Below are 21,663 nucleotides of genomic sequence, written 5' to 3'. Positions count from 1 at the left end.
AATGCCTTTCATTCCTATTCGGCCGGCCAGTCCTTCGGCCCCAGTTTCGCCGCCCGCGCGGAAGCGAATTGTTCAAGTCGCAGACCCCGGGTCGTCGCCGTCTATCGACAGCACGTCGGGCAAAAAGCGGCCCCATCACAAGGTGGATCCCGCTAGTTCGAACCTCGATGAAAACGGCGATTACATCATTGGCAAGAACCGTCCGCCCAAGGCTACCCAGTGGACGAAGGGGCAGTCGGGAAATCCGCGAGGTCCCGTGAAGCGGGAGACTCTGAGTGCGCAAGCACGGCTTGAGCAGACCGTTCTAGCGCCGTTCACCGCGACGGTTAACGGCGAGGCTGTTTCACTCACCCTGGATATGTTTGCGGTCCAGTCGCTAAAAAGCGCGGCTGCCAAAGGATCGGTTAGGGCCGCGCAGATCCTATTAGACTTCTATGTCACGATAATTCGGAAGGTCGCTGACCACGAGCCCGGGCCCGAGATTGAAAGTTGGGAGCGGGAAGCGATCGACCAGCTGCTGGCAGAGCTGGATCTGCCTAAGAGGCCCGTTATCCGTCAGACTAACCGAACGGACATGAATTGAAGATACTTCCTGACCTTTCGCCCCTGGCCCGGCGCGCATTCGCCCAGGACGTCACGCGTCGCTCGCTCGGACACTTCCACGCCGAGGCGTTTCGCATCCTGCATGGCGGAGAAGAGATTTCCCCTGGCAATCATATCGATGCCATGGTGCATTGCCTTGAGCAGCTTGCGTCCGGCAAAATTAGAAAGCTGATCATCACACTGCCGCCGCGACATGGCAAATCCGAGTTAGTCTCAGGTGCGTTCCCGGCATGGGTGCTCGGCAACGATCCTAGCTCGAAACTGACCATCGTAAGTTATGGCTCGGAGCTCTCGAACAGCCTGTTCAATAATGTTCGGACCATCGTCAAGGATGACCGCTATCGGCGCCTGTTCCCCGATGTGTTGATACGCAAAGGTCAAGATCGCGCCGATCATTTTGTGACAGCAGGCGGCGGCGGGGTCCGCGCGACTTCCAAGGCTGGCGCGATGACCGGGTTGGGCACTCATTTTCTTATCGTGGACGACTTTCATAAAGCCAATGAAAGCATGTCGGCGGTCGAGCGGGATAACGCTATCGAGACGTTCCGCACGACCTTCTTCAACCGCTTCGATAATTTGAACGACAGCCGCATCGTTATCGTTATGCAGCGAATTCACGATAACGATCTGGTCGGCTGGGCGCTGCGCACGCCCGGCTGGCATCATTTGAACCTGCCTGCCTATGCGGTTGAAGACGAAGTCATTCCGATCTCGCGTGGTCGGGTATGGCATCGTCGCAAGGGCGACGTACTGGCACCACTCCTTATTTCTGCGGAAGAACTGGAGCGCAAGCGCGCCGAGATGGGTGAACGAGGGTTCGGCGCGCAGTTTCAGCAAGATCCTACTATCGCTGAAGGTGCGCTGATCGATTGGAACTGGTTCGGCCAGTATGGCGTCCGCCCTCCGCGCGGCTTCTTCCACAGGATCGTACAGAGTTGGGACCCGGCGACCAGCGACCGGATCACATCGGATTACTCGGCAGGTCTGACCTGGGGGTACCGTGACGGTGAGTGGTATCTGCTCGATGTCATCCGCGCGCAATTGCGGTTTAACGAACTTACCGATCGAGTTATCGCGTGGCACAAGTTTTGGAGAGCAGATGCCCTCGTTATCGAAGGCGCGTCCATCGGCATCTCGCTGTATCAAGTAGTGAAGAAGGCGCGACTTCCGGGAATCATAAGAGCGCCTACGCCTAAGGGAAGCAAAGAAGACCGGCTCGCTAAGGCGACCGTCCAGCTTCAGGCAGGTAATTTTTTGTTACCGGAGGCGGCGCCATGGCTCGAGGCGTTGCGGAAGGAGCTTCTTGGCTTCCCCGATGCGACCAATGATGACCAGGTCGATGCACTAAGTCAGTTCGTGGAGTTCGCCTTTCAAACAGAAGCTTGGGTCAGGGCCGAACATGATCGCTCCGGCCGAAAAATGAACGTGACGCGCACAGAAAGGCGGCCCCGCTACTACGATGGTGATGTTCCTTCCCCTGGATCATCTTATCCGCCCGCAGAATAGCGGGCGCCGCCATCAGGTCAGCGGCGCTACCTGCGAAATGGCCGCTTGAGGGGATGGCCGCTGTAACCGGTCGAGCGCGACGACCATCGCTGTCGTATCCCGCTTACAATAATCGAGCAGACCGCGCCGCAGCTCTTCTCGGCGTTCGAGCGTCGTCATCTGCTCGATTGCTTCCAGATAGGCGTTCTGCGCCTCGACCCCGGACTGCGCGCCGGTCAGCGATCTGTAATCGAGTTCGGGGGCTAGCGTTGGCAGCACAGCCTTGATCGACCAGCTGCCGCGCATGTCCCGGTGATAATAGTGCCGGCGGGCGACAGGCAGCAGGTCGACAAGCCGATCTGCAAGGGAGCGAAGCGCGTTTTCATATGCCGGGAAAAGACTTGCGAGGTTTAGCAGGCATGAGCGTTCGAAGCTCGCGTTCCACGCTACTACGGCACCAGTGGATGGCAGCATCGCTAATGCTGCGGCACAGGCTCGTCTGGGATCGGTGCCGTCGGTCGACAGAAACTCGCGATGCTCCACTTCACTATCACCTCGGTCTACATGCGCCGAGAATTGAAACGTGACCTGCTGATATGGGCTGGTGCCGACCCAGCGCGGGATCGCTAACGCGATCGTCTCGAAATCCAAAAACGTCCTCGGAAAAGCCCAGTCACCGGTATCGCGGCAAACTCCTTCGGCATCGTGGTATGCAATGCCGGTCACGGTTGCAGCCCGAACTCGCTCAAGCAGCGGTTGAGAAATCCGATCCTTGCCGACCAGAAGCAAGTCCTCGATTCCTTCGCTCATCAGCACGCGGGCAAGTGCCTTGCCGCCAACTCCGGGCAACAGGCTGGCTGGCCATTCCGGTGCTTGCGGCAGGTCGCGGTAACAATACGCCTCGAACGAACACTGGAATGGATCGCTGCAGTGCGCGCCAACAGTAAGCGCGGGTTCGGGGCCATCCAACGTCATGTTCGCCGCCGTGACAACGCCATCTCGGCTATCGATGATCGCGCTAACGATCTCGCCGGCCTGCTCGTCGATAAACAGTCCGTGGTAATTTCCCTGCTCAAGCAAAACAAAGTGCGTGTCGATCACGCGGATCGATGCCTTCGATACGGGCACGCCGCATCCACGCATGACCCACAGCTGGGTCGCAAGATCCGACCGTTGGTACGGCTTCACCCTCGTTGTGCTTTTCACTTCGACGACGTGCCATCCGTCACCGTCCGGAATTAGCAGATCGACCCGGACCACCACACCTTCATGGATGAAGGTTGCTTCAAACAGCGGCCTGCGCTCGGATGCTAAGAGCGCCGCGCGCGTTGCATCTGCGGCTGCCGTCATTCCGCCAGCGCCGTCGATTATGACACCATCGGGCAGCAGCGCGCACGCGACATCGCCAACGTCATGCCCGACGCGAAAAACATGCCTCATGCTATCGCTTTCAAGCGCCGCTTCCGGCTTGAACACGGATAGCCAAAGCCGCTTGGGACATTGCTCGAAGATAGCGATCCTTGACTTCGATAGGCCGGACCGTCGCCGTGGTTGAGGCCCCTTTAGGGTCTCGTCTTCGACTGTCATGAGCTGGTAAGCTGCTGAGGGGGGCGCCCCACTGTGGGGGCTTTAGTCGCGTAAAGGCCTTTCAATCTATGCGGACGCACTAGTGCCTTCGCCGCGCCCGTCTCGGATCTCGCCTTCATCAAGCTGCTATAGCCTGGCCGGGTGCTGTCAAACCAAATGCACCGCTGATTTCCTATTTGGTTAGAGCGACAAATTGATCAGCTTCACTGTCGATTTGTTCCGCCTAAGGCCGGCCTATGTTCTCACTGTGGCACCGGCTTCGGATCGAGTTTACGACCGGTCGCCGCCCAAACGAACCAGATTCTGGTTAGTCTGACAGTACCCGCAGCGGGCTTTCGGTCCCGTACTATTTCCGGCCTGGAAATTCCAAGGAAAGCGCGGCGCCGCGCTCCGAGGCCCAGTCGGTCGTCGCCCTGATCTGGCGCGCAAGACCCGCGATCAGGGCCATGCCCGTTCCGAACCCGGGAGCGGCTGCCTGCCCCTTTGCTGGCAGCCCCTTTCCGTTGTCCCAAATCCTGACCTGAAGCCGGCCATCGTTCTTCCTGGCCGTTACAACGATCAACGGCCCATCGGACTGGCCCTCTCCTAAAAATGCGTATTTTAGGCTGTTGGTGGTGAATTCGTTGAGAATAAGCCCAAGTGGGATAGCCATGTCGCTGTCGATTTCTACATCCTCGATCTGTACGTCCAGGCGGACGGCCGCTTCCTCGTGGAGCGCGAGCAGCCCTTCCAGGAGCTGGGTGACGTAGGGTCGCAGCGGCAGTCGGTCGGCGTTCCTCGCCGCATAGACCTGCTCATGGACTAGCCGAAGCGCATCAATTCGACCCTTTATAACGGCGAGTTCGTTGCGAACTTCCTCCGAAGACGCCTTGCTCATCCTCAATCGGACGAGGCTGGTGATGGTGGCGATATTGTTCTTGATACGGTGCTGTAGCTCGCGAAGCAGTGTCTGATTTTCGTCGGTCGCTTGTTTCAAAGCATGAAGCTTGTGGAGCCGATCGATTACTGGCCCGAGAATGGTGGCGTAGGTACGCAGGAACTCGGTATCATGCTCGTCAGGGCTCCAGGGCTGGCGGCTGTCCACCTGTAGTAGGCCATACGCTTTGCGACCGAGCAGGAAAATTGGTACGTTGACGACGCCGACCACGCCGGCCTCCTTCATGAAACTGGGAAACTCGAACCGGGTCTCCGTGCTCATGTCTGGCGTGATGACCGGTACACCCTCCTTGATCGCGAAAGTTTCCGAGGAATGTTCTCCCATTGGCAAATGAACCTCGCCGACGACGCCGGGCTGCCAACCAACGCCCGCCCGGACGAGCAGTGTCTGGCTATCCGTTTCGATCTCCAGAACCTTCGCCAGGTCGGTGCCGAGCGCGTCGCCGATCAGGCGACAGGCCTCCGTCAGCACCGCGTCCAGATCTTCGCTTTGTTGGGCGAAGTCCCCGAAATCGGCGAGGATACGCTGTCGCCGCTGCATCTGCTCGAAGTCAGCCATAAGATCCGTTCATTGTTTGATCCGACAATCGCCACTCAATACAGGCAACGCGGAAACTTGCGGGACGCTGTGGGGTTGGAAGCTGTAGGATCAGTGGCTTGGGCTGCCGATGACAGGTCGGAGTTCCAATGTCGAACAAAGCATTAAGTGGCCGCAGAGTTCTAGTGGTCGAGGATGATTTTCTCCTAGGGATGGATTTGACCTTCGCCCTGGAGCAGGCCGGCGCCCAGGTTGTCGGGCCTGTAATGAGTGTGGAGGAGGCGCTTGCTGCGCTCGATCCCTTGCCCGATATAGCGACACTCGACGTACGACTGGGGGATAAAACATCGTTTCCCGTCGCCGATGAACTGACGCAGCGCGGGGTACCGTTCGTATTTGCGACGGGAACGGCCAGCATGATCCCCGACGTTTATCGATCCCGACCGCTGTGCCAGAAACCTGTTTCTCACGCTGCTCTTATAAAAGCGCTTACCGACGTGCTCGACACGTAGGTATGAGCATTCTTGCGCTCCGAAGTCGGTCGTATGTTGAACGACGCGATGAGGGGCAGGCGCATCACTGGTGCGTGAACAGAAGATCGTGCAACGATCCACCCAAATCTTCACGTCCATAAAGAACATCAGGTGGATGGCAGCTATCCACCGCCCATTCCTGATAGCTGCCGGTCCGCTCACCAGCACGCATTGCCGTTCCTGATGGTTCAGTGTGCCTGAAAGCTGACGCTCGGCTGATTTAAATCGGTTGCAGGTTTTCGGGAAGCCACAGTGTGCCTAACCGTCGTCTTATGGGTCTAACCCAACGAAGAAGGCCAAGCGGTCTTACCTTGATCAGCGTTCAAAGAGTCGTCGTCGAAATTGCCAACTGTTAGCCGTTTCGACACCGCTAACCGTTCCTGAGTGCAGGCGGGGGAGGCCATGGCGTCAATGACCCCGGAGGGCTTGGAGCAGCGTTCCTTCATTGCTCGCCGGGCGGTAACAACCCGATCGCCATACAGGACTGTCAGCGATGCATGGACGGCTTTAGAGCAGACGTTCGTCGCCGAAGCCGACGCTTGCCGCTCAGCCCTTTCGCGCTTTTTGCTGTAGGCGAGATCATGATCGTAAACTTGAGACATGGTAGGCACCTCGCGCTGCGCGCGGAAGCTAATCCCAGCGTTCTATCGTCACTGTGCTCGCGGCATGGGTAGTAGCGACATGGCAGCCTACTTCGATACCGGTACGGGAGATACACCGTTCGGGCCGCCCTGGTCCGCGCAATGATCAGCTCGGCGCATCTGACCAAACGCGGGCTATAGAACCATACGTCACTTACATCAGGCTTCGATCCGGTCTTGTCAGACTAACCAGAGTCTGGACGGCCACCGGTCGTAATCTCGACTCCCGGCCGGCCGCAAAGCGAGAACATGCCGGACCTTTTGCTGAACGAATCGACAGTGATGCTGATCATCTTGCCGCTCTAACCAAATAGGAAATCAGCGGTGCATTTAGTCTGACAGTGCCATGTCCGTCGAACAGCGCGCCGCCTAGTGGGCAGTCAGTGCCGCAGTTAAGGTGATGGATGCGCATTTTGATTGTCCCCTTGTCCGCTGTCATGGCATTCGTGCTGTAGGATAGAACCGATCGTGGGCGGTAAGTTGTTGCTTGGAAGGCAAAAAGTCTTGAAGTTTTTTCAGTAATCTAGGTTGGCATGTGTGCATCGCGCCGCTCCTTTCGTAATCGCGCTTAAGACCCACTGCGTTTTACTCCGAGCCAGGCGTCACCAAGAGCTACATCCCTTCCTGAGCGGCACGCTGCCAGTGTTAGTCCCGCACGACTCGGCTGCAACGCCGGCTTTAATTTCTCGCTGGAGCCATCATCGACGGTGCCCAGCGGAGAAGCTTATCCAGCGGTTGTAGCGGTCTCCCCCTCGCGAATTATCAAGAAGACGGCCTGATCGAAGATGGTTCCAAACGGGACCTTGAATGTGCTTGTATCTGCAAACGCATGGAACAGCATCGCCGGTCATTGGGTTCTTCGCGCGAAGCAGGGAGCCATCCGAATGATCGTCTTGAAATGCAAAGCATACCATCTCACAACGCCGCTGCAGCATAACGTTGCACGGCATAGCGCATGAGCGCGCCACGCTGGCCGAGCACGCTTTGGATCGTTCGGCACGGGGAGAGTGCGGGGAACGTGGCGCGCGATGAGGCGCACGCCCGCGGCGCCGAGCGTATCGAGCTGTCCGCGCGGGACGTCGACATCGCGTTGTCGCCGCGCGGTAAGACGCAAGCGCGCTTGCTCGGCGAATGGTTCGCCGCGCGGAACGCGGATGATCGTCCCGAGATCTTGCTTGCATCACCCTATGCCCGTGCGCAGGACACTGCGCGTGTGTTCCGCGACAGCCGCGGCGCCGCTGGCGACGAACCGATCTGCATCGACGAGCGCCTGCGCGAGAAGGAATTCGGCGTCCTGGACGGCTTGACGACGACCGGCATCGCATCAGTCTTCCCCGAACAGGCTGAGTTCCGACGCGTCCTCGGCAAATTCTACCATCGCCCGCCTGGCGGCGAGAGCTGGTGCGATGTCATCTTCCGGCTGCGCTCGCTCATCGACACGATCACGCTTCATTATGCCGAGCGCCGCGTGATGATCGTCGCGCACCAGGTCGTCGTGCTGTGCCTGCGCTACATCCTTGAGAACCTCTCCGAGGAAGAGATACTCGCGATTGATCGGGAGGGCGACGTCGCCAATTGCTCGGTGACAGAATACCGCTTCGACCCCGGCAGGGGACGCGAAGGGAAGCTGGTCTTGGAGAGCTACAATGTCGTGACGCATCTCGAGGAAAGCAGCCCCTCGACCGTCACCGCCGAGTCCGATGCAGCCGCCGGAGTCCGAGGATGACACACGAAGCTACCCCGATCGACAGCGCCTGGATCGCGGCCAATCCCGTGCCCGTCCACAGCAGCGGCACCACCAAGAACAGTCGTGGCCGCGTGCTCGCGATCGGCGGATCGCGGATGGTGCCCGGCGCGCTTCGTCTCACCGGGGAAGCGGCGCTGCGCGTCGGTGCGGGCAAACTGCAGATGGCAACGGTGGGCTCCGCGGCGGTAATGCTCGGCCTCCTCGTGCCGGAGGCTGCGTCGATCGCGGTTGACGAAGGTACTGGCGGTGAAATCGCTCCCACGCTGGGCCCAGAGCTCGCAAAAGCATTGTCCGAATGCGACGCGGCGGTGATCGGTCCAGGCATCGGCGACGCCGATGTCGCCGCGGAGCTCTTGCGACAGGTGATGTCTCAGCAGCGCGACGATCTGGTGCTGGTAATCGACGCCATGGCGATCGGCGGCCTGCGCGACCTTCGCAGTGAAGCGGCGCATTTTTCCGGCCGCCTTGTGCTGACCCCGCATTATGGCGAGATGGCCGTGCTGTCGGGCCGGGATGAAGACGCCATTGCCGCCAATCCGGCAGCCGTCGCGCACGATGCTGCGGTCAAGTTCAGCGCTGTCGTCGTGCTCAAGGGCAGCAGTACGGTGATCGCCGATCCTGAGGGTGCCCTGCTGCACTATGCGGGCGGCGGGACAGGTCTTGCGACCGGGGGGTCGGGCGACGTCCTGGCAGGGGCGATCGCCGGCCTCATCTCCCGCGGCGCGCGCCCGCTGGTCGCCGCCGGCTGGGGCGCCTGGCTGCATGGGCAGAGCGGCCGGCGCGTCGCCACGACGAGCGGCCCGATCGGCTTTCTCGCGCGCGAATTGCCCGACGAGTTCCCGCGCCTCCTGCCCCAGTGACCGGCAACGGCCTTCACCGACATCGAAACGGTCTTATAACCACGGCTTCCGCCTTGATCCGATCGTCCGCAGCCTGCTCGACACATGCTCTACAACCTACTGATGCTGCAGATGATCCGGCATCTCCACGTGGACGTGCAAGCGACCTTGGCCCTGATCAATCGGGCCACGACCGTGCGCATCGCCGATGCCATCGACGAGGGCGAACTTCGCGCCCAGCTCGACCATGCGCGCACGCTGCGCTTTACCAAGAAGGAGCTGATCTGGCTCTGTCAGACCAAATACACCGCTAATTCCCTGTTTGGTTAGGGCGGCAAGTTGATCAGCATCACTGCGGATTTTTGTAGCTAAAGGTCCGGCTCTGTTCACACCGTAAGCCGGCCCGGTGTCGAGATTACGACCGGCCGCCGTCCAAAGGAACCAGATTCGGGTTAGTCTGACAGTACCGCGCAACGAAGTGGGCAAGGGTTCCTTTGCCTTCACCAAGGAGCGGAAGGAGCCGCTCAAAAATGCGAGCCACGTGCGAAATGCCATCGCGCGCTTAAGCAGGTCAAGGATGTCACTGACGAGGAGCGCGACGCCGCGTGAAAGCGCATCAAGGCGGCGGCGAAGAAGTTGGCATGGGCGCGTCGGAGAAGAGTTGGCGCGAGATCGGAAAGTAAGCGGTTGAGGAGTGTCCGAGGAGATCGGCACTGCGCGTCCAGCTTCAATTTGGCATTAGTGAGGCAGCCGTTGTTGTCGCGCTTGGGTGGGTAGCGGCCTGTCCGCTTTTTTGGCGGCGATCGGCGATAAGGAACCGTTCGTTCAGGTGGCCGGGTAATGGCGCACGAACATATTAACATAACGCCGGTTCGGGAACTGTCGTCGTCACCAGTCGTAGAGCTGGCAGCTTGACGGTGAGGACGCAGACGATGGCGAGAAGTGCAAATCGAACCTCGGGGAGGCTATTCGGGCCCAGAGCGCATCCGATGTATCCAGCACTCTTGCCGATCCCGATCATCTGCTTCGTCGGCGCGCTGATCACCGATTTCGCCTATATCGCCAGCGCCGAGATGATGTGGCTCGACTTCTCGTCCTGGCTCCTGCTCGCCGGCTTGATCGGGGGCGGCGTTGCGGGTTCCTTGCTGATCGTCGAGTTGGTCCGTGCGCATGATCGACGCGCGCTTTTGCCACACTTCTTCTTCCTGCTCGCCGCTTGGATGGCGGAGGTCTTCAACTCGTTTGTTCACTCGCGTGACGGGTGGACCGCCGTCGTACCGACGGGATTGTCTCTTTCCATTGTCGCCACCGTGCTCGGCCTGCTTGCCGGGTGGTTCTGGCAATCCGCTTACCGCCGTTCGCCGGAGATCGTAAGATGACCCGCAGCTTTATCGTAACCCTTGGCCTCCTGCCCCTTGCTGCTTGCGGCAGCGGTCAAACGATCAACCCGAACAGCCAATATGGTGCCAATCCGCTGCTACCTGCGCCGCACGAGCAGCTCATAGCGGACGTTGGTGTGTTCGAGACGGTCGGCTGGCAACGCAGCGAGACGCCAACCGTCCCCGCCGGCTTCCGGATTGCGGCAGTTGCGCAGGGCCTGTCCAACCCACGCAACGTGCTGGCGCTGCCAAATGGCGACGTCCTAATCGTCGAATCGCGCAATGAGGGCAGCGAGCCGGCCCAGCGGCCAAAGGACCCGATCCGAGACTGGATCATGTCGCGGGCGCACTCGCAGACCAAGAGCGGGCAAGCACCACAGGCGAGCAATCGGATCACACTTGTCCGAGATGCGAACGGCGACGGTCGGGCCGAGCTCCGCTCGGTGCTCGTTGATCATCTGAACGCGCCGTTCGGTATAGCGGTGCTTAACGGTGCCCTATTTGTGGCGAACACCGACGCGATCGTCCGCTACCCGTTTACTCCGGGCGAGACGCGGATCACCGCACCTGGCGTAAAGCTGGTCGATCTGCCCGCAGGCTCGATCAACCACCATTGGACTAAGAGCCTGACGGCAAGTCCGGACGGATCGAGGCTCTTTGTCAGCGTTGGCTCCAACAGCAATGCGATGGAGCGCGGGTCGGATGCCGAACGGGATCGGGCAGCTATCCATGAGGTCGACCCGCAGACCGGACTAATGAAGACGTTCGCGACCGGCCTCCGCAATCCTAATGGCCTCACTTTCTACCCGGGATCTAATACCCTGTGGACGGTGGTCAATGAGCGCGACGAACTCGGCCCCAACCTCGTTCCCGACTACATGACGTCGGTTCGTCCCGGAGGCTTCTACGGCTGGCCATATAGCTACTATGGCCAGCATGTGGATCCGCGCGTGCGACCGCAACGTCCCGACCTAGTTGCCCGCGCAATCCGGCCAGATTATGCGTTAAGTTCGCATGTTGCCGCGCTCGGGCTGACCTTCTACACGGGCGCTAGCTTCCCGGACCGTTTTCGCGGCGGTGCGTTCGTCGGCGAGCACGGCAGTTGGAACCGCACCGATCCTCACGGATACAAAATCGCCTTTATTGGCTTTCGTGGGGGGCACCCGACCGGCATTCCGCAGGATTTCGTGACCGGCTTCCTCAAGAATGGGAAGGCTCACGGCCGGCCCGTTGGCGTCGCAGTCGATCGGACTGGCGCGTTGCTGATCGCAGATGACGTTGGCAACACCGTCTGGCGCGTGAGCTACGCCGGCGATCGAGTGGCATCGCATTCGCCGCCTGCATCGGGCGCTGGTAGGCTGTAGCGAACTACGGCGGGTGCATCCGCGAAATGTTCGTTGATGAATCGTAGGCCAGATGACGATAGCGGAGCGCCTTGACGCGCCGACCTATCCCGCCTCTGCCAGATATTGCCTGTCAACCTCCCTGAAATACTTTAGCGCGGGTGTTGGACGAACGACGCCAGATATTGCACCGGCGTGCCGGGCATCGACGGCGACAGTGCCTCCAGTGCCAGCGTATCGTACCGCAGCGGCCGCAACCGCGTCGCGGTCGACGTGCTGAATCCGCGATGCTCCGACCGCTCGTGGCTCTCAGTAACAATGACGATCGACGTCTGCCGCGCGCGCTTCTCGATCTCGGCCGGGACGTCCGAGGCCGCCTTCATCGGGGCGCATCCGTTGGCTTGATAATCCGTACTGGTCGCTGCGATCAGGATTTACCCGCCGAACAGACTCAACGTTTGCCCGTTGCTTCCGTCGCCCAGCGTATGTCTGGGATCGATCGCTGCCAGCTGTTCCAGGTTAGACGATAGCTCGGCCAAGCTGGCGGCGGTCACTCATTCTAGCTGCCTCACGAAGCGGACGCTCCGCGCCCCCTGCGCGTCCTTTGCCGTTCCCGAGGCCCCAGCGTCCCATGGATCAGCAGGAGAGCGATGCGCGTGGCGGTGGCGGTAGGCATGAACGCTGCTATCAAGCGACGCGTCAGCTTTCCACCGACTATCGTGGTTCAGAACGCTGCCATGGCAGCTATTCTCGTATTCTATCCGAAACCGGGCAGTCCGCAATCGGCCTACGAAGCTATTGTCGGAACCCGAATGAACGACAGAAGTCGCGAGGCGGCGAGAGCGCGCAAATGGCGGAAGTTGTGAGGTTGTTAATAGGCGTAGGACAGGCTCAGAGTAATATAGGGCTGAACCGTGCCGTGATCTGCGCGATCTCCACCAAGAGCGCGCAGGCGGTTGTCGCGGACGACCGCGAGCGCCTCCGCACGCGCAGACCAGTGACCGCCTCCAACGGCAAGCGGGGCTTCGATGGCAAGGCCGGCACTACCATATACGCGGCTCCCGCTGTCACTTTCGTAGAAGCTGTTCCAGCCTACTCCGAGCGCCGCAGGGATCGACAAGCGCGGCGCATGTTCGGCTTTTCCTAAATCCCATCCCGGTTCGATCGTCACCTGTGTATAGAAGCCGCCGCCGCCCTTCGGGCGCCAAGTCGCCGCAAAACCAGGCTTGAGTGACCCCAAACCTGCGGCACGATCCAGGGAGAAGGCTGCGCTCACCTCGTGCGTCGTGTCGGACACGCCGTTGGGGCTCGTCTTTACCGTGTAGGTGGCGGCACCGCTTAGCCCGGGCGCAAGTCGCGCAGCAAGGCCAACAAGATTGTTGCTTTCATACCAGGCGTGGGGCGATGTAGTTTCGTCGCTTACCGGCGCATGGAAGCCGTTCGAGCTACGCAGCATCAACAAGGTCGTCGCGTTTCCGCTCGGATCGCGTGCGAGTTCGTAAACGAGTCCGATCTGCGCGTGGATTGGCACTCGATCGAGACTGACCGCATCGTCGTCGTAGCTGCCGCGCACGAAGTCGCCATTGCGAACATCTAGCCCGATCACCGGGTGCAGCCGGCCACCGCCCACCGTGACCGAACCGAGGCTGGCATCTTCGGTGTCGGGGATCGGTACCTCGCGGTTGTCCTGTGCAAAGGCGGGTCCCGACATCAGGCATGTGGCGAGGATGAGGTGTTTCATCATGTCTCCTGCAGGGGTGTCCGGAAGTATTTCCGGTGGTTAGGTCGTGGCCACGAGCGACTCGCACGTCGAGCAGGATCGCTCCGATGACTTAGACTAGCGCTCCCCACCCCCCTGTTCCGCGGAGCGTTGCGGGCCGTGGCGGCCAGGCGGCGGGAAATCCATGGCGTTATCGACGCCCTTCTTCCAACCACCAGCCGAATTCGCAGGGACGTTGATCAGAGGCATATCCGCGGGGACCGCGTGCGCCGAAGCCCTTGATCAGACCCTCGCTCCCTCGGCTTGGAGCTCTCGTGCGTTCCTGCGAAACCACAGCAGCTCCGCGGCGCCGAGTAAGATTTGAGAAAAGGCGAGACCGAGGCCGGCCTTCTTGAGGCCATGATCATTTCTCCGATGAGGTTAGGCGTCGGCTGATCCCGGCTTTGACAGGCCGCGGTGGAGCTGCGCGTCCGTCGTATCAGGAAGCGCGTCGGCCATTGCGCCCATCAGCTTGTTCTTGAGGTTTGGCAGGACCTTGTCCTTGTCCGCCATCAGCGCGTCGAAGGCCGCTTTTGCGACGTCGGCCGGATCGTCCTTGTTCTCGGATGCGCCTGCCTTGGTGTCCATCATGTCGGCACGCTCGAAGAAGTTCGTCTGGGTTAGGCCGGGCATCAGCACCGTCACGCCGACATTCGTGTCGTTGAGTTCGTTGCGTAACGCCTCGCCGAACCAGCGCAGGAACACTTTGGTAGACCCGTATACCGCCTCGAATGGATCGGGCATCGTCGCCGCGATCGATGAGGTGAAGAGCAGCTTCCCGCTATCACGCGCGACCATGTTCTTGCCGACGAGCTTGGTGAGCTGCACCGCGCTGCGGCAGTTGAGGTCGATCATTCTGAGCTCGGCCTGAAGGTCGGTTTCGACAAACGCGCCGCCCAGCCCAATGCCAGCGTTGACGCAGAGCACGTCCACGGGCCGGCTCCCGATCGCCCGGTACAGGCTGTCGACTCCGTCCTCTTTCGACAAATCGGCGGCGTGCGTGGTCACCATCGCGCCGCTGTCGCCCGGCAGGCTACGCGCGGCACTCGCGAGATGCGCCTCGTCTTCGGCGGCGATCAGGACATCGTAACCGTTGTCAAGAAACTGTCTCGCCAGTTCATAGCCGATGCCGTTGGAGCCTCCAGTAACGACGGCGAACGGACGGTTGTCGGTCTCGAACATGATTGCTCCTCAGGTCAGGCGGTTGGTGTTAATGTTCAGGCTGGCATTTGCGCAATGCTGGTGGGCTCGGTCGTCGGGCGGCTAGGCGAACGTCTCAGGAGGGAAGCATCGTGAACGCAGTGGTCGCGATGCCGTTCCGAAATAGTCGATGTTTATCAATAGCTTGATCTGTGTTAATAGGCGTAACTTGGCTGGATTTAAAAGCGACATCAGCATCCAATTGGCGGATCGCTGACGCTTATGGGGCGGTTCGCCCACGCGGAGAAATCGAGGACGCCCACGCTCTCTCGTCCGGCGCCGGGCGCAACGGAAGACACGATTCGTCTGACTAACGCGGAGCGGAATACGATCCTCGGCAACAACACTGTGGAGAGTGCCGCCACAGCTGGTGGAGAGCAGGGCGTGTCGTTGAGCCGCGGGCGGGCCATTCACGGCGAGATGGGCGTCATGCTCGGCTCCAACGGCGCGCGCGGCGTCTACGGGATCGCTGAGGTTCCGCTGGGCGACAACGCCGGGGCTGTTGTGTCTTTTGAAAGTAGTCGCTTCAGCCGGGTGCGGCGTTAGTCCTTGTTGGAGAGTGCGCAGACTTCGTGCCGCCGGTGTCCGCTTCGCTGACGTGCAGCGCAAACGACCGCCTAACTGATTTGGCGACCAACTTCGAAATGCCGCAGCTGCTCGGTCCAGCTGGTGGGCAGGTCAGCGGTAAACGCGAGCCGTCTGGCATCGAGCGTGGCGGGCTGCCGACCAGCTAGCACATCGTCGATGATCGAAGGTGCCAGGAACGCCAGGCGGACGATGCGGGTGACGTAGGATTTTACGACCCCCTCGGCTTGTGCCAGTTCCTGGACGGTGATCTCGCCGCGTTGAAGCTGCGTCCACCAGCGCTGCGCCTTGACCAGAAGCTTGATCATCGAGGCGTCAGGTGGTGCGGCTGCGATAGCGCGACCATCGTTCTGCACAATCCGAAGCCTGTGGCCTGTCCGCGTCAGCCGTGTCGGGCAGGTGAGAAGCAAGGTAGCCTCGTCCTCGGCGCTCGTTGCCACCGACAGGTGTTTCGCCATCGCCGCGGTCACGAGCTCGATCTGCAGCATGGTGGGATGCACGATCACCTTGGCGACCAGCGCGCGCAGCATCTCAGGATCGCGGCACCGTATCGCCGCAGCAGCGGTACATGCGGCGCCGAAAACGCGCGCCAAGTCCGCCGGCGCGAGCGGGATCGACGCGCGCGCCATAAGTGCGATCGGATCGTCGAACGCGGCGGCCAGAGCTTCGACGGTTGCCGTCTCGATCTCGCGTGCCGGGATACGCAGCGCCTTGCTGTCGCTGACCCCGTGGTGCGTCGAGTGGCTGACGTAATAACGGTAGCGCACCTTACCCTTGCAGGCATGCGCCGCGATCAGCTTCTCGCCAGCATCGTCGACGATCAACCCGGCAAGCAGGCTGCCGCTCGCCGTGTTCACAGCCCGTCGCAAACCCGGCACATGGCCGGCGAGCATAGTCTGTGTCGCGTCCCATACATCCTGACCGATGATGGCCTTGTGCAATCCCTTATGGCGCTGGTCACGGTGCGGGATGTCCCCCACATAGATCGGGTTCTTGAGGATGGCGTAGATCTGCCCGCGGCTGAACGCACAGCCACCAAAGTCGCGACCGTTGGCCATGCGTCGGACAGGCGTGTGGATCCGCTCGGCAGTGAGCTGGTCAACTACCAGACGGACGTTGCCGAGATCCAGGTAGCGTCGGTAGATGTCGCGCACGATGTTGGCATGAGGCTCGACGATCTCCAGTGTGCGTCCGTCAGGCCGGTAGCCAAGTGGCGGGACGCCGCCCATCCACATACCCTTTGCCTTCGATGCCGCGATCTTGTCGCGGATGCGCTCCGCGGTCACCTCGCGCTCGAACTGCGCGAACGAGAGCAGCATGTTGAGCGTCAGGCGTCCCATGCTGGTGGTCGTGTTGAACGACTGAGTGATCGAGACGAACGATACGCCAGCCTTGTCGAACACCTCGACCAGCTTGGCAAAGTCGAGCAGCGAGCGGGTCAGCCGATCGACCTTGTAGACAACGATGATGTCGACACGACCAGCGGCAATGTCGGCCAGCAGGCGCTGCAGGGCAGGGCGCTCCAGCGATCCGCCGGACAGGCCGCCATCGTCATAGATATCGGGCAGGGCACTCCAGCCTTCGCTGGCCTGGCTCAGCACGTAGGCGGCACAGGCCTCACGCTGCGCGTCGAGCGAGTTGAACGCCTGCTCCAGCCCTTCCTCGCTCGACTTGCGGGTATAGATCGCACAGCGCACCCGGTTCATGCCGCCAGCCTCTTCTTCAGCCCGAAGAAGGCTGGACCCGACCAGCGCGTCCCGGTGATCTCGCGGGCGACCTCCGATAGCGAGCGCCACGCGCGGTCATTCCAGCGGATCACGCCATCCTCACCGATCGTCACGATGTGCGCTGTGCCATCCCACTCACGGATCAGCCGGGTGCCGGGCCGGGCTGCCTGGGTGACGGTCTTTGCGCTCCCGAGCTGGGCGAGCCGCTGCTGACTGACACGCGAGAGTCCACCCAGCGCTTGCGCCTGCAGCTCGTACCCGAGCGCCAGCCGCAACATGCTCGGGCTGATCAGTGGCACGGGAGATGCCTTCAACGCGCGCCACGCGTCACGCAGTTGCGCTGACGACATCGTCGTCAGCGCAAGCATCTTGTCTTCCAAACCCGCCATTACGCGGCCACCGCCGCGATGCGGTAGCAGGTTTGGTCACCGCGCTTGGACTTCTCGAGTGTGTGCCCTTTCTTGCGCAGGCCGGTCAGCGCTGCGCGGGTGGTGTGCGGTAGCCATCCTGTGGCCTCGATCATGTCGGCAAGCGTTGCACCTTCTTCGCGCCGGAGCAGCGCCAGCACGGAACTGGCCTTGGTCACCCGCGGCGTGTCCGGCTGGGTGGGGCCAGTGACCTCGGCTTCACCCCCGTCGTTGCTTCCATCGCCGCCGGCGATGCCGATCGCGGCATCGCCGCCGGCGATGCCGATCGCGGCATTGCCGGCGTCAGTGATGAACACGCCGTATGCTATATCAGCCTCGGTGCGGCGTACCGCTATCTTGTCGCGGGTCTCACGTTCTTCCGCCAGACCGTGCTTGATCAGCCCGGTAATCGCCTTGGTCATGCGTGCACCAGCACCGCTTACACTTTCTGGGACAGGCAGCAGGCTGCCACTGTCGCGCTTGGCAGCGCCTGACAGAAGAATGGCGTCGAGATCGGTCAGTTTGGTCATGGAGGGTGGTCCTTGTTCAAGGTGAGCAGCACCTTGCTGCTCCCACCATCATCAGCCCCGCGGATCTTCATCGGCGGGGCGGGGCGGCTCCATCCGGGCCGCGATCCAGTACGCCGACATTTGCTCTGCATGCAGCGCAAGTCCAGTGGTTTGTGAGTGATCGACGCGGTTAAGGCCGCCGGGCTTTGTCGCATGATCTATACTGGGCCGCAGCGTCCCAACGATAGCATCTTCATCATGCCACAGGTTATGAAGTGGAGGACGGCGACGGAGCTATTGCCCATAGACTCCTGCATTCCCAGCGTCCTGCGGGCAGATTGGCCGGGTATCGTAGTCGACCTTTTACGTCGACGTCTCGCTTGGTAGCCATGCTCGTGGGTCAGCGCGATCGAGCGTCACGTGGAAGACAGAGCTTTGTGCTCCGTTGGGCAGCACTAGCTCGACATGGCGCGGGTTGTAGGCGCGCCCCCGTCCCGTGTGGCTAACTATGATCGTCAAAGGGATCGCAATGCCCGATCGCGAGGATCGGGTATGGTCATCTGCTCTAACTCATACCGATATCCGGTACTGACAGACTAGCCAGAATCTGTTTCGTTCGGACGGCAACCGGTCGGAACCGCGATTCCGGCCCGGAGCCACAGCGAGAACATAGGCAGATTTTCACTGAACAAAGTGACAGCGACGACGATCAACTTACTGCCCTAACCAAATAGGAAATAAGCGGTGCATCAGGTTTGACAGTGCCCACCAGGGCGCCGCGCTAGCACCCATCGGAGCGTTCGCCGATACGATCATGGAGCGAGTTGCAGTGCCGGTGCGTTATTGAAGAGACTGGAAAACGATTTTGCCGAAGACGATGTCTCCCAATGCGAAACTCCGGGCTGTCAGCCCGCATATCTTGGCCATGCAACGGATGTGTCAGGATGGCCGTGCTGACAGGGTAACTAGCTTCGATCTGGGCGAGCTAGGCGTAGAATTGTGTGCCGCCGGTGATTCGGTCTGGCTCTTCGCGCGCCGGCCAGCAAAAGGCGGAATTGCGCTGCGCGCTGCTTATTTGGCAGGGAACTTTACCTGCAAGAACGTTCAGCCGAAACCCGGCGAGCTGGCGCGGGTGGTTGTTCAAAGCGCTGCGGGAAAACATCTGATCATTGTGCGCAAAGGCGGCGATGCGCTGGAGCATCTGCGCGTTACAGTGACCCTGACGCCCGCCGTGCCGCTGCTGATGCCGTTCTCTCCGCGCGATCTCTATCCGCTGGATGCGAATGACGACCCCCTTGGCGCACATGGCACGATCGAGGCGACACAGCGCCGGCTCAACACCGCATTCATTTATTTCCGCCTGGACGAACCAGCCTTTGGCAACGTCCTCTATGTTCAGAACCTGACGGCGCTTAACCCTTATTTCCTAGCCACCGATACCAAGCCCGAAAGCGTAGTCGGCGGCGAGTGGCCGGAGCTCGGCTATTTGCTGCCGTCCGCTACCTCCGCCGATCATCCGCTGCCTGCGGGCGAGCCGGTCACCTTGTCCGACGCGATCCTCGTATTCCGGCACGATGCGCCGCCGCACGAACGCGAATCGGCGCGCCAGTTCCTGCAAATGCTGGGCGTCGTTTACCGCATGCTCGAACTACCGCACGTCGCGTATCGCGACTGGATCGATCGCGCCGAACGCACTCTGCGCGATCTCGACGGCGCGCCTGAGGCGACGATCGAGCATTACGGCCACCGCTACGTCCATCCCTACACCGCCGCCGAATACCCCGACATCATGGTGCAGATGTCGATCATCACCACGATCCATGACTGGGGCAAGTGGTGGGGTGAGCCACATCCGCTGGAGGCCGCGTTCAAGGCGGGGCTGGAGAAGTTCTACGATCCCCAGCTGAAGTCGCTGCGCCGCTATCTGCCCAATGTCGGTGCCAACAAGGATGCCGATGCGGTCGACAGCTGGTATCTCTATCATCCGATGATCAATCTCGGGCATCTCGCGCTCGACGGCGACGAGGAGGCGCGCGCGCTACTGCTTAAGTCGATCGACTTCGGCATCGAGGCGGCACATCATTTCGACTATAAATGGCCGATCCAATACAGGGTGACCGATTTTTCTGTAATCACCGAATGCGCCAAGGACGGACGCGGCCAGACCGATGTCGGCGGCATCTATGCCTGGTCGATGCTCCAGGCCTTCGAACTGACTGACGACAAACGGTTCCTCGACGAAGCGCGTGCCGCGATCGACGCCGCCATGGGCCTGCGCTTCGATGTCAATTACCAGGCCAATCTCACCGCTTGGGGAGCCGCTGCCTGCATGCGCCTGTGGCGCATCACCAACCAGCGCGTCTATCTCGAACAAAGCTACGTCTATCTCGCCAGCTTCTTCCACAACAGCGTGATGTGGGAGAGCGAGCTGGGCCATGCCGCGCAGTACACCAATTTCATGGCCGTCACCTGCTTGCAGGACGCGCCCTATATGGCAATCTACGAATGCTTCGATTCGTTCGCCGCGTTCGAATGCTATCTCGCCGATAGCGGCCCCGATCTTGAGCCCGCCGCGCGCATGCTGATCTCCGAATTCTGCCGCTACGCGCTGTATCGCGCCTGGTTCTATTATCCCGATGCGCTCCCGGCCGAAGCAGTCTCGCCCGAGCAGCGCGAGAGCAACGGACATATCGATCGCAAACTTTCCTTTCCGGTCGAGGATCTCTATGTCGATGGCCAGCAGGCCGGGCAGGTGGGGCAGGAAGTATATGGTGCCGGCGCCGCCTTCGTGTTCGCCACGCGCGCCTTCCACCATGTCCAGGACTCGCCATTTCGGCTCTATTGCGACCACTTCGTGCGCAGCATGGAGCGCACCGGCGATCGCACGCTGACGCTGACGCTCGATGGCGGCGACACCTGCACGGCGGGACTGAGCGTCGTGCGGCTCAAGCGCCGCAAGCTGACCGAGATGCGCTTGGCGACTGCAGGTGGTGACGTGCTGCGGCCGCATGCCAGCTCCGATGATCGCATTGATTTCAACGTGCCGGCCAATGGCCGCATCGTGCTGACCTGGGAGTGAAGCCATGACCGACCGTAACAGCGTAGCCGGCAAGCGCGTGCTGGTAACCGGCGGCACCGCCGGCATCGGCCGGGCAACCGTCGCTATGTTCGCCAAGGAAGGCGCGCACGTGATGACCTTCGGGCGCCATCAGTCGAGCCTCGATGAATCGCTGGCCGACGCGGCCGGTGTCGCTGGCAGTGCAGAGGGCCTGATCGCCGACGTCGCCACTGCCGAGGACATGGACCGGGTGTTCGCCGCGGTTGACGATAAGCTTGGTGGCATCGACTTGCTTGTCACCTGCGCTGCGATTGGCGCCGAGCCGCTATATGAAATGGCCGAAGATGATTGGCGCCGGGTGATCGAGACCAATCTGATCGGCACCCTCGCCGCAGCGCGTCGCGCGATACCGCGGATGGAAGCGCAGGGCGGCGGCCAGTTGATCTTCGTCGGATCGATCAGCGTCGACATCAAGAAGCCCGGCGAAAGCGTTTATGCCGCGACCAAGGCGGGCATCCAGGCCTTCGCCGAAACGCTGCACAAGGAAGTGGCCGACAAGAACATCAAGGTCAGCGTGATCGAGCCCGGATCGGTCGCCACGCCGATGCAGGAATGCAGCGACGACGAGAAAGCGAAGGCGATCGCTGATCACGAGATGCTCTTTGCCGATGACGTCGCCGAGGCGATCCTGTTCGCCGCGACGCGTTCCGCCGGCGCCGATATCGTCAATCTGAGGATCGAACCCGTGCGTCAGAAAACGCACTGAGCGGGCACCTTTCCGACAAAC

At 61.1% G+C, this 21,663-nt stretch carries 20 protein-coding genes and 1 pseudogene; 12 read left to right on the top strand and 9 right to left on the bottom strand.

Annotated features, from left to right (window positions below):
* The first annotated feature begins 1 nt into the window (after position 1).
* Both NV382_RS10225 and terL read left to right on the top strand, forming a co-directional pair.
* Positions 2-583 (top strand): DUF5681 domain-containing protein, encoded by a 582-nt coding sequence (locus NV382_RS10225; protein ID WP_260596652.1) that lies wholly within the window; start codon positions 2-4, stop codon positions 581-583.
* Positions 580-2,109, top strand: coding sequence for a phage terminase large subunit (gene terL / locus NV382_RS10220; protein WP_260596651.1), 1,530 nt, complete (start codon positions 580-582; stop codon positions 2,107-2,109). The genes NV382_RS10225 and terL overlap by 4 nt, the downstream gene beginning before the upstream one ends.
* Before the next feature lie 12 nt (positions 2,110-2,121).
* Here the strand turns inward: terL and NV382_RS10215 are convergent, their stop codons facing one another.
* Positions 2,122-3,564 (bottom strand): DUF2779 domain-containing protein, encoded by a 1,443-nt coding sequence (locus NV382_RS10215; protein ID WP_260596650.1) that lies wholly within the window; start codon positions 3,562-3,564, stop codon positions 2,122-2,124.
* 457 nt (positions 3,565-4,021) lie between these two features.
* Positions 4,022-5,170 carry a sensor histidine kinase gene (locus tag NV382_RS10210; protein ID WP_260596649.1) on the bottom strand — a complete coding sequence of 383 codons (1,149 nt, stop codon included), beginning with the start codon at positions 5,168-5,170 and terminating at the stop codon, positions 4,022-4,024.
* Between the two features lie 128 nt (positions 5,171-5,298).
* Between NV382_RS10210 and NV382_RS10205 the strand changes: the two genes are divergently transcribed.
* The 7 genes and pseudogenes from NV382_RS10205 to NV382_RS10180 all read left to right on the top strand — a co-directional run bounded on the left by NV382_RS10205 (position 5,299) and on the right by NV382_RS10180 (position 11,652).
* Positions 5,299-5,661, top strand: a complete 363-nt coding sequence (locus NV382_RS10205; RefSeq protein WP_260596648.1) for a response regulator — start codon at positions 5,299-5,301, stop codon at positions 5,659-5,661.
* Positions 5,662-7,278: 1,617 nt separating this feature from the next.
* The gene (locus tag NV382_RS10200; RefSeq protein WP_260596647.1) at positions 7,279-8,049 is read left to right on the top strand and encodes a histidine phosphatase family protein; all 771 of its coding nucleotides are present in this window, start codon (positions 7,279-7,281) and stop codon (positions 8,047-8,049) included.
* Complete coding sequence (locus NV382_RS10195; RefSeq protein WP_260596646.1) at positions 8,046-8,930, top strand: NAD(P)H-hydrate dehydratase; 885 nt, start codon at positions 8,046-8,048, stop codon at positions 8,928-8,930. The genes NV382_RS10200 and NV382_RS10195 overlap by 4 nt, the downstream gene beginning before the upstream one ends.
* Positions 8,931-8,951: 21 nt before the next feature.
* A pseudogene (locus tag NV382_RS10190) lies at positions 8,952-9,236 on the top strand (nicotinate phosphoribosyltransferase); the annotation flags it as partial.
* 79 nt (positions 9,237-9,315) lie between these two features.
* Positions 9,316-9,600, top strand: coding sequence for a DUF6582 domain-containing protein (locus NV382_RS19695; protein WP_418066678.1), 285 nt, complete (start codon positions 9,316-9,318; stop codon positions 9,598-9,600).
* A 298-nt stretch (positions 9,601-9,898) separates the two neighbouring features.
* A complete protein-coding gene (locus NV382_RS10185; RefSeq protein WP_260596645.1) occupies positions 9,899-10,288 on the top strand; it encodes a DUF2231 domain-containing protein in 390 nt (129 codons plus the stop codon).
* Entirely contained in the window at positions 10,285-11,652 is a 1,368-nt protein-coding gene (locus NV382_RS10180; RefSeq protein ID WP_260600379.1) for a PQQ-dependent sugar dehydrogenase, read from the top strand. The genes NV382_RS10185 and NV382_RS10180 overlap by 4 nt, the downstream gene beginning before the upstream one ends.
* 131 nt (positions 11,653-11,783) lie before the next feature.
* On the opposite strand, the gene NV382_RS10175 is transcribed toward NV382_RS10180, so the two are convergent.
* From NV382_RS10175 to NV382_RS10165, 3 genes are all read right to left on the bottom strand, one after another.
* Positions 11,784-12,014: a hypothetical protein gene (locus NV382_RS10175; RefSeq protein WP_260596644.1), complete on the bottom strand. Its 231-nt coding sequence runs from the start codon at positions 12,012-12,014 to the stop codon at positions 11,784-11,786.
* Between the two features lie 488 nt (positions 12,015-12,502).
* The gene (locus NV382_RS10170) at positions 12,503-13,372 is read right to left on the bottom strand and encodes a hypothetical protein (RefSeq protein ID WP_260596643.1); all 870 of its coding nucleotides are present in this window, start codon (positions 13,370-13,372) and stop codon (positions 12,503-12,505) included.
* Between the two features lie 399 nt (positions 13,373-13,771).
* Positions 13,772-14,572, bottom strand: coding sequence for an SDR family NAD(P)-dependent oxidoreductase (locus NV382_RS10165; protein ID WP_260596642.1), 801 nt, complete (start codon positions 14,570-14,572; stop codon positions 13,772-13,774).
* A 240-nt stretch (positions 14,573-14,812) separates the two neighbouring features.
* Between NV382_RS10165 and NV382_RS10160 the strand changes: the two genes are divergently transcribed.
* Positions 14,813-15,136, top strand: a complete 324-nt coding sequence (locus NV382_RS10160; protein WP_260596641.1) for a hypothetical protein — start codon at positions 14,813-14,815, stop codon at positions 15,134-15,136.
* Between the two features lie 71 nt (positions 15,137-15,207).
* Here the strand turns inward: NV382_RS10160 and NV382_RS10155 are convergent, their stop codons facing one another.
* The 4 genes from NV382_RS10155 to NV382_RS10140 form a co-directional block, all read right to left on the bottom strand.
* Complete coding sequence (locus NV382_RS10155) at positions 15,208-16,881, bottom strand: recombinase family protein (protein ID WP_260596640.1); 1,674 nt, start codon at positions 16,879-16,881, stop codon at positions 15,208-15,210.
* A complete protein-coding gene (locus NV382_RS10150; RefSeq protein ID WP_260596638.1) occupies positions 16,878-17,291 on the bottom strand; it encodes a DUF2924 domain-containing protein in 414 nt (137 codons plus the stop codon). The genes NV382_RS10155 and NV382_RS10150 overlap by 4 nt, the downstream gene beginning before the upstream one ends.
* Positions 17,291-17,839, bottom strand: coding sequence for a DUF3489 domain-containing protein (locus tag NV382_RS10145; RefSeq protein WP_260596637.1), 549 nt, complete (start codon positions 17,837-17,839; stop codon positions 17,291-17,293). Before NV382_RS10145 ends, NV382_RS10150 begins: the two co-directional genes overlap by 1 nt.
* A gap of 964 nt (positions 17,840-18,803) precedes the next feature.
* Positions 18,804-19,019, bottom strand: coding sequence for a hypothetical protein (locus tag NV382_RS10140; protein ID WP_260596636.1), 216 nt, complete (start codon positions 19,017-19,019; stop codon positions 18,804-18,806).
* Between the two features lie 12 nt (positions 19,020-19,031).
* Between NV382_RS10140 and NV382_RS10135 the strand changes: the two genes are divergently transcribed.
* Both NV382_RS10135 and NV382_RS10130 read left to right on the top strand, forming a co-directional pair.
* A complete protein-coding gene (locus NV382_RS10135) occupies positions 19,032-20,897 on the top strand; it encodes a hypothetical protein (protein WP_260596635.1) in 1,866 nt (621 codons plus the stop codon).
* A 4-nt stretch (positions 20,898-20,901) separates the two neighbouring features.
* Positions 20,902-21,642, top strand: a complete 741-nt coding sequence (locus NV382_RS10130) for an SDR family oxidoreductase (RefSeq protein ID WP_260596634.1) — start codon at positions 20,902-20,904, stop codon at positions 21,640-21,642.
* Positions 21,643-21,663 lie beyond the last annotated feature (21 nt).

It is taken from the genome of Sphingomonas endolithica (assembly GCF_025231525.1).
Lineage (GTDB): Bacteria > Pseudomonadota > Alphaproteobacteria > Sphingomonadales > Sphingomonadaceae > Sphingomonas > Sphingomonas endolithica.
The sequence above is the reverse complement of the archived record's forward strand: the minus strand, read 5'-3'. Positions and strand labels throughout refer to the sequence as shown.

Excerpts from the sequence above, each read along its gene's own strand:
- NV382_RS10225 (WP_260596652.1), top strand. The coding sequence starts at position 2 with ATGCCTTTCATTCCTATTCGGCCGGCCAGTCCTTCGGCCCCAGTTTCG.
- NV382_RS10210 (WP_260596649.1), bottom strand. The coding sequence starts at position 5,170 with ATGGCTGACTTCGAGCAGATGCAGCGGCGACAGCGTATCCTCGCCGAT.
- NV382_RS10205 (WP_260596648.1), top strand. The coding sequence starts at position 5,299 with ATGTCGAACAAAGCATTAAGTGGCCGCAGAGTTCTAGTGGTCGAGGAT.
- NV382_RS10200 (WP_260596647.1), top strand. The coding sequence starts at position 7,279 with ATGAGCGCGCCACGCTGGCCGAGCACGCTTTGGATCGTTCGGCACGGG.
- NV382_RS10195 (WP_260596646.1), top strand. The coding sequence starts at position 8,046 with ATGACACACGAAGCTACCCCGATCGACAGCGCCTGGATCGCGGCCAAT.
- NV382_RS10185 (WP_260596645.1), top strand. The coding sequence starts at position 9,899 with ATGTATCCAGCACTCTTGCCGATCCCGATCATCTGCTTCGTCGGCGCG.
- NV382_RS10180 (WP_260600379.1), top strand. The coding sequence starts at position 10,285 with ATGACCCGCAGCTTTATCGTAACCCTTGGCCTCCTGCCCCTTGCTGCT.
- NV382_RS10175 (WP_260596644.1), bottom strand. The coding sequence starts at position 12,014 with ATGAAGGCGGCCTCGGACGTCCCGGCCGAGATCGAGAAGCGCGCGCGG.
- NV382_RS10170 (WP_260596643.1), bottom strand. The coding sequence starts at position 13,372 with ATGAAACACCTCATCCTCGCCACATGCCTGATGTCGGGACCCGCCTTT.
- NV382_RS10165 (WP_260596642.1), bottom strand. The coding sequence starts at position 14,572 with ATGTTCGAGACCGACAACCGTCCGTTCGCCGTCGTTACTGGAGGCTCC.
- NV382_RS10160 (WP_260596641.1), top strand. The coding sequence starts at position 14,813 with ATGGGGCGGTTCGCCCACGCGGAGAAATCGAGGACGCCCACGCTCTCT.
- NV382_RS10155 (WP_260596640.1), bottom strand. The coding sequence starts at position 16,881 with ATGAACCGGGTGCGCTGTGCGATCTATACCCGCAAGTCGAGCGAGGAA.
- NV382_RS10150 (WP_260596638.1), bottom strand. The coding sequence starts at position 17,291 with ATGGCGGGTTTGGAAGACAAGATGCTTGCGCTGACGACGATGTCGTCA.
- NV382_RS10145 (WP_260596637.1), bottom strand. The coding sequence starts at position 17,839 with ATGACCAAACTGACCGATCTCGACGCCATTCTTCTGTCAGGCGCTGCC.
- NV382_RS10140 (WP_260596636.1), bottom strand. The coding sequence starts at position 19,019 with ATGCTCCAGCGCATCGCCGCCTTTGCGCACAATGATCAGATGTTTTCC.
- NV382_RS10130 (WP_260596634.1), top strand. The coding sequence starts at position 20,902 with ATGACCGACCGTAACAGCGTAGCCGGCAAGCGCGTGCTGGTAACCGGC.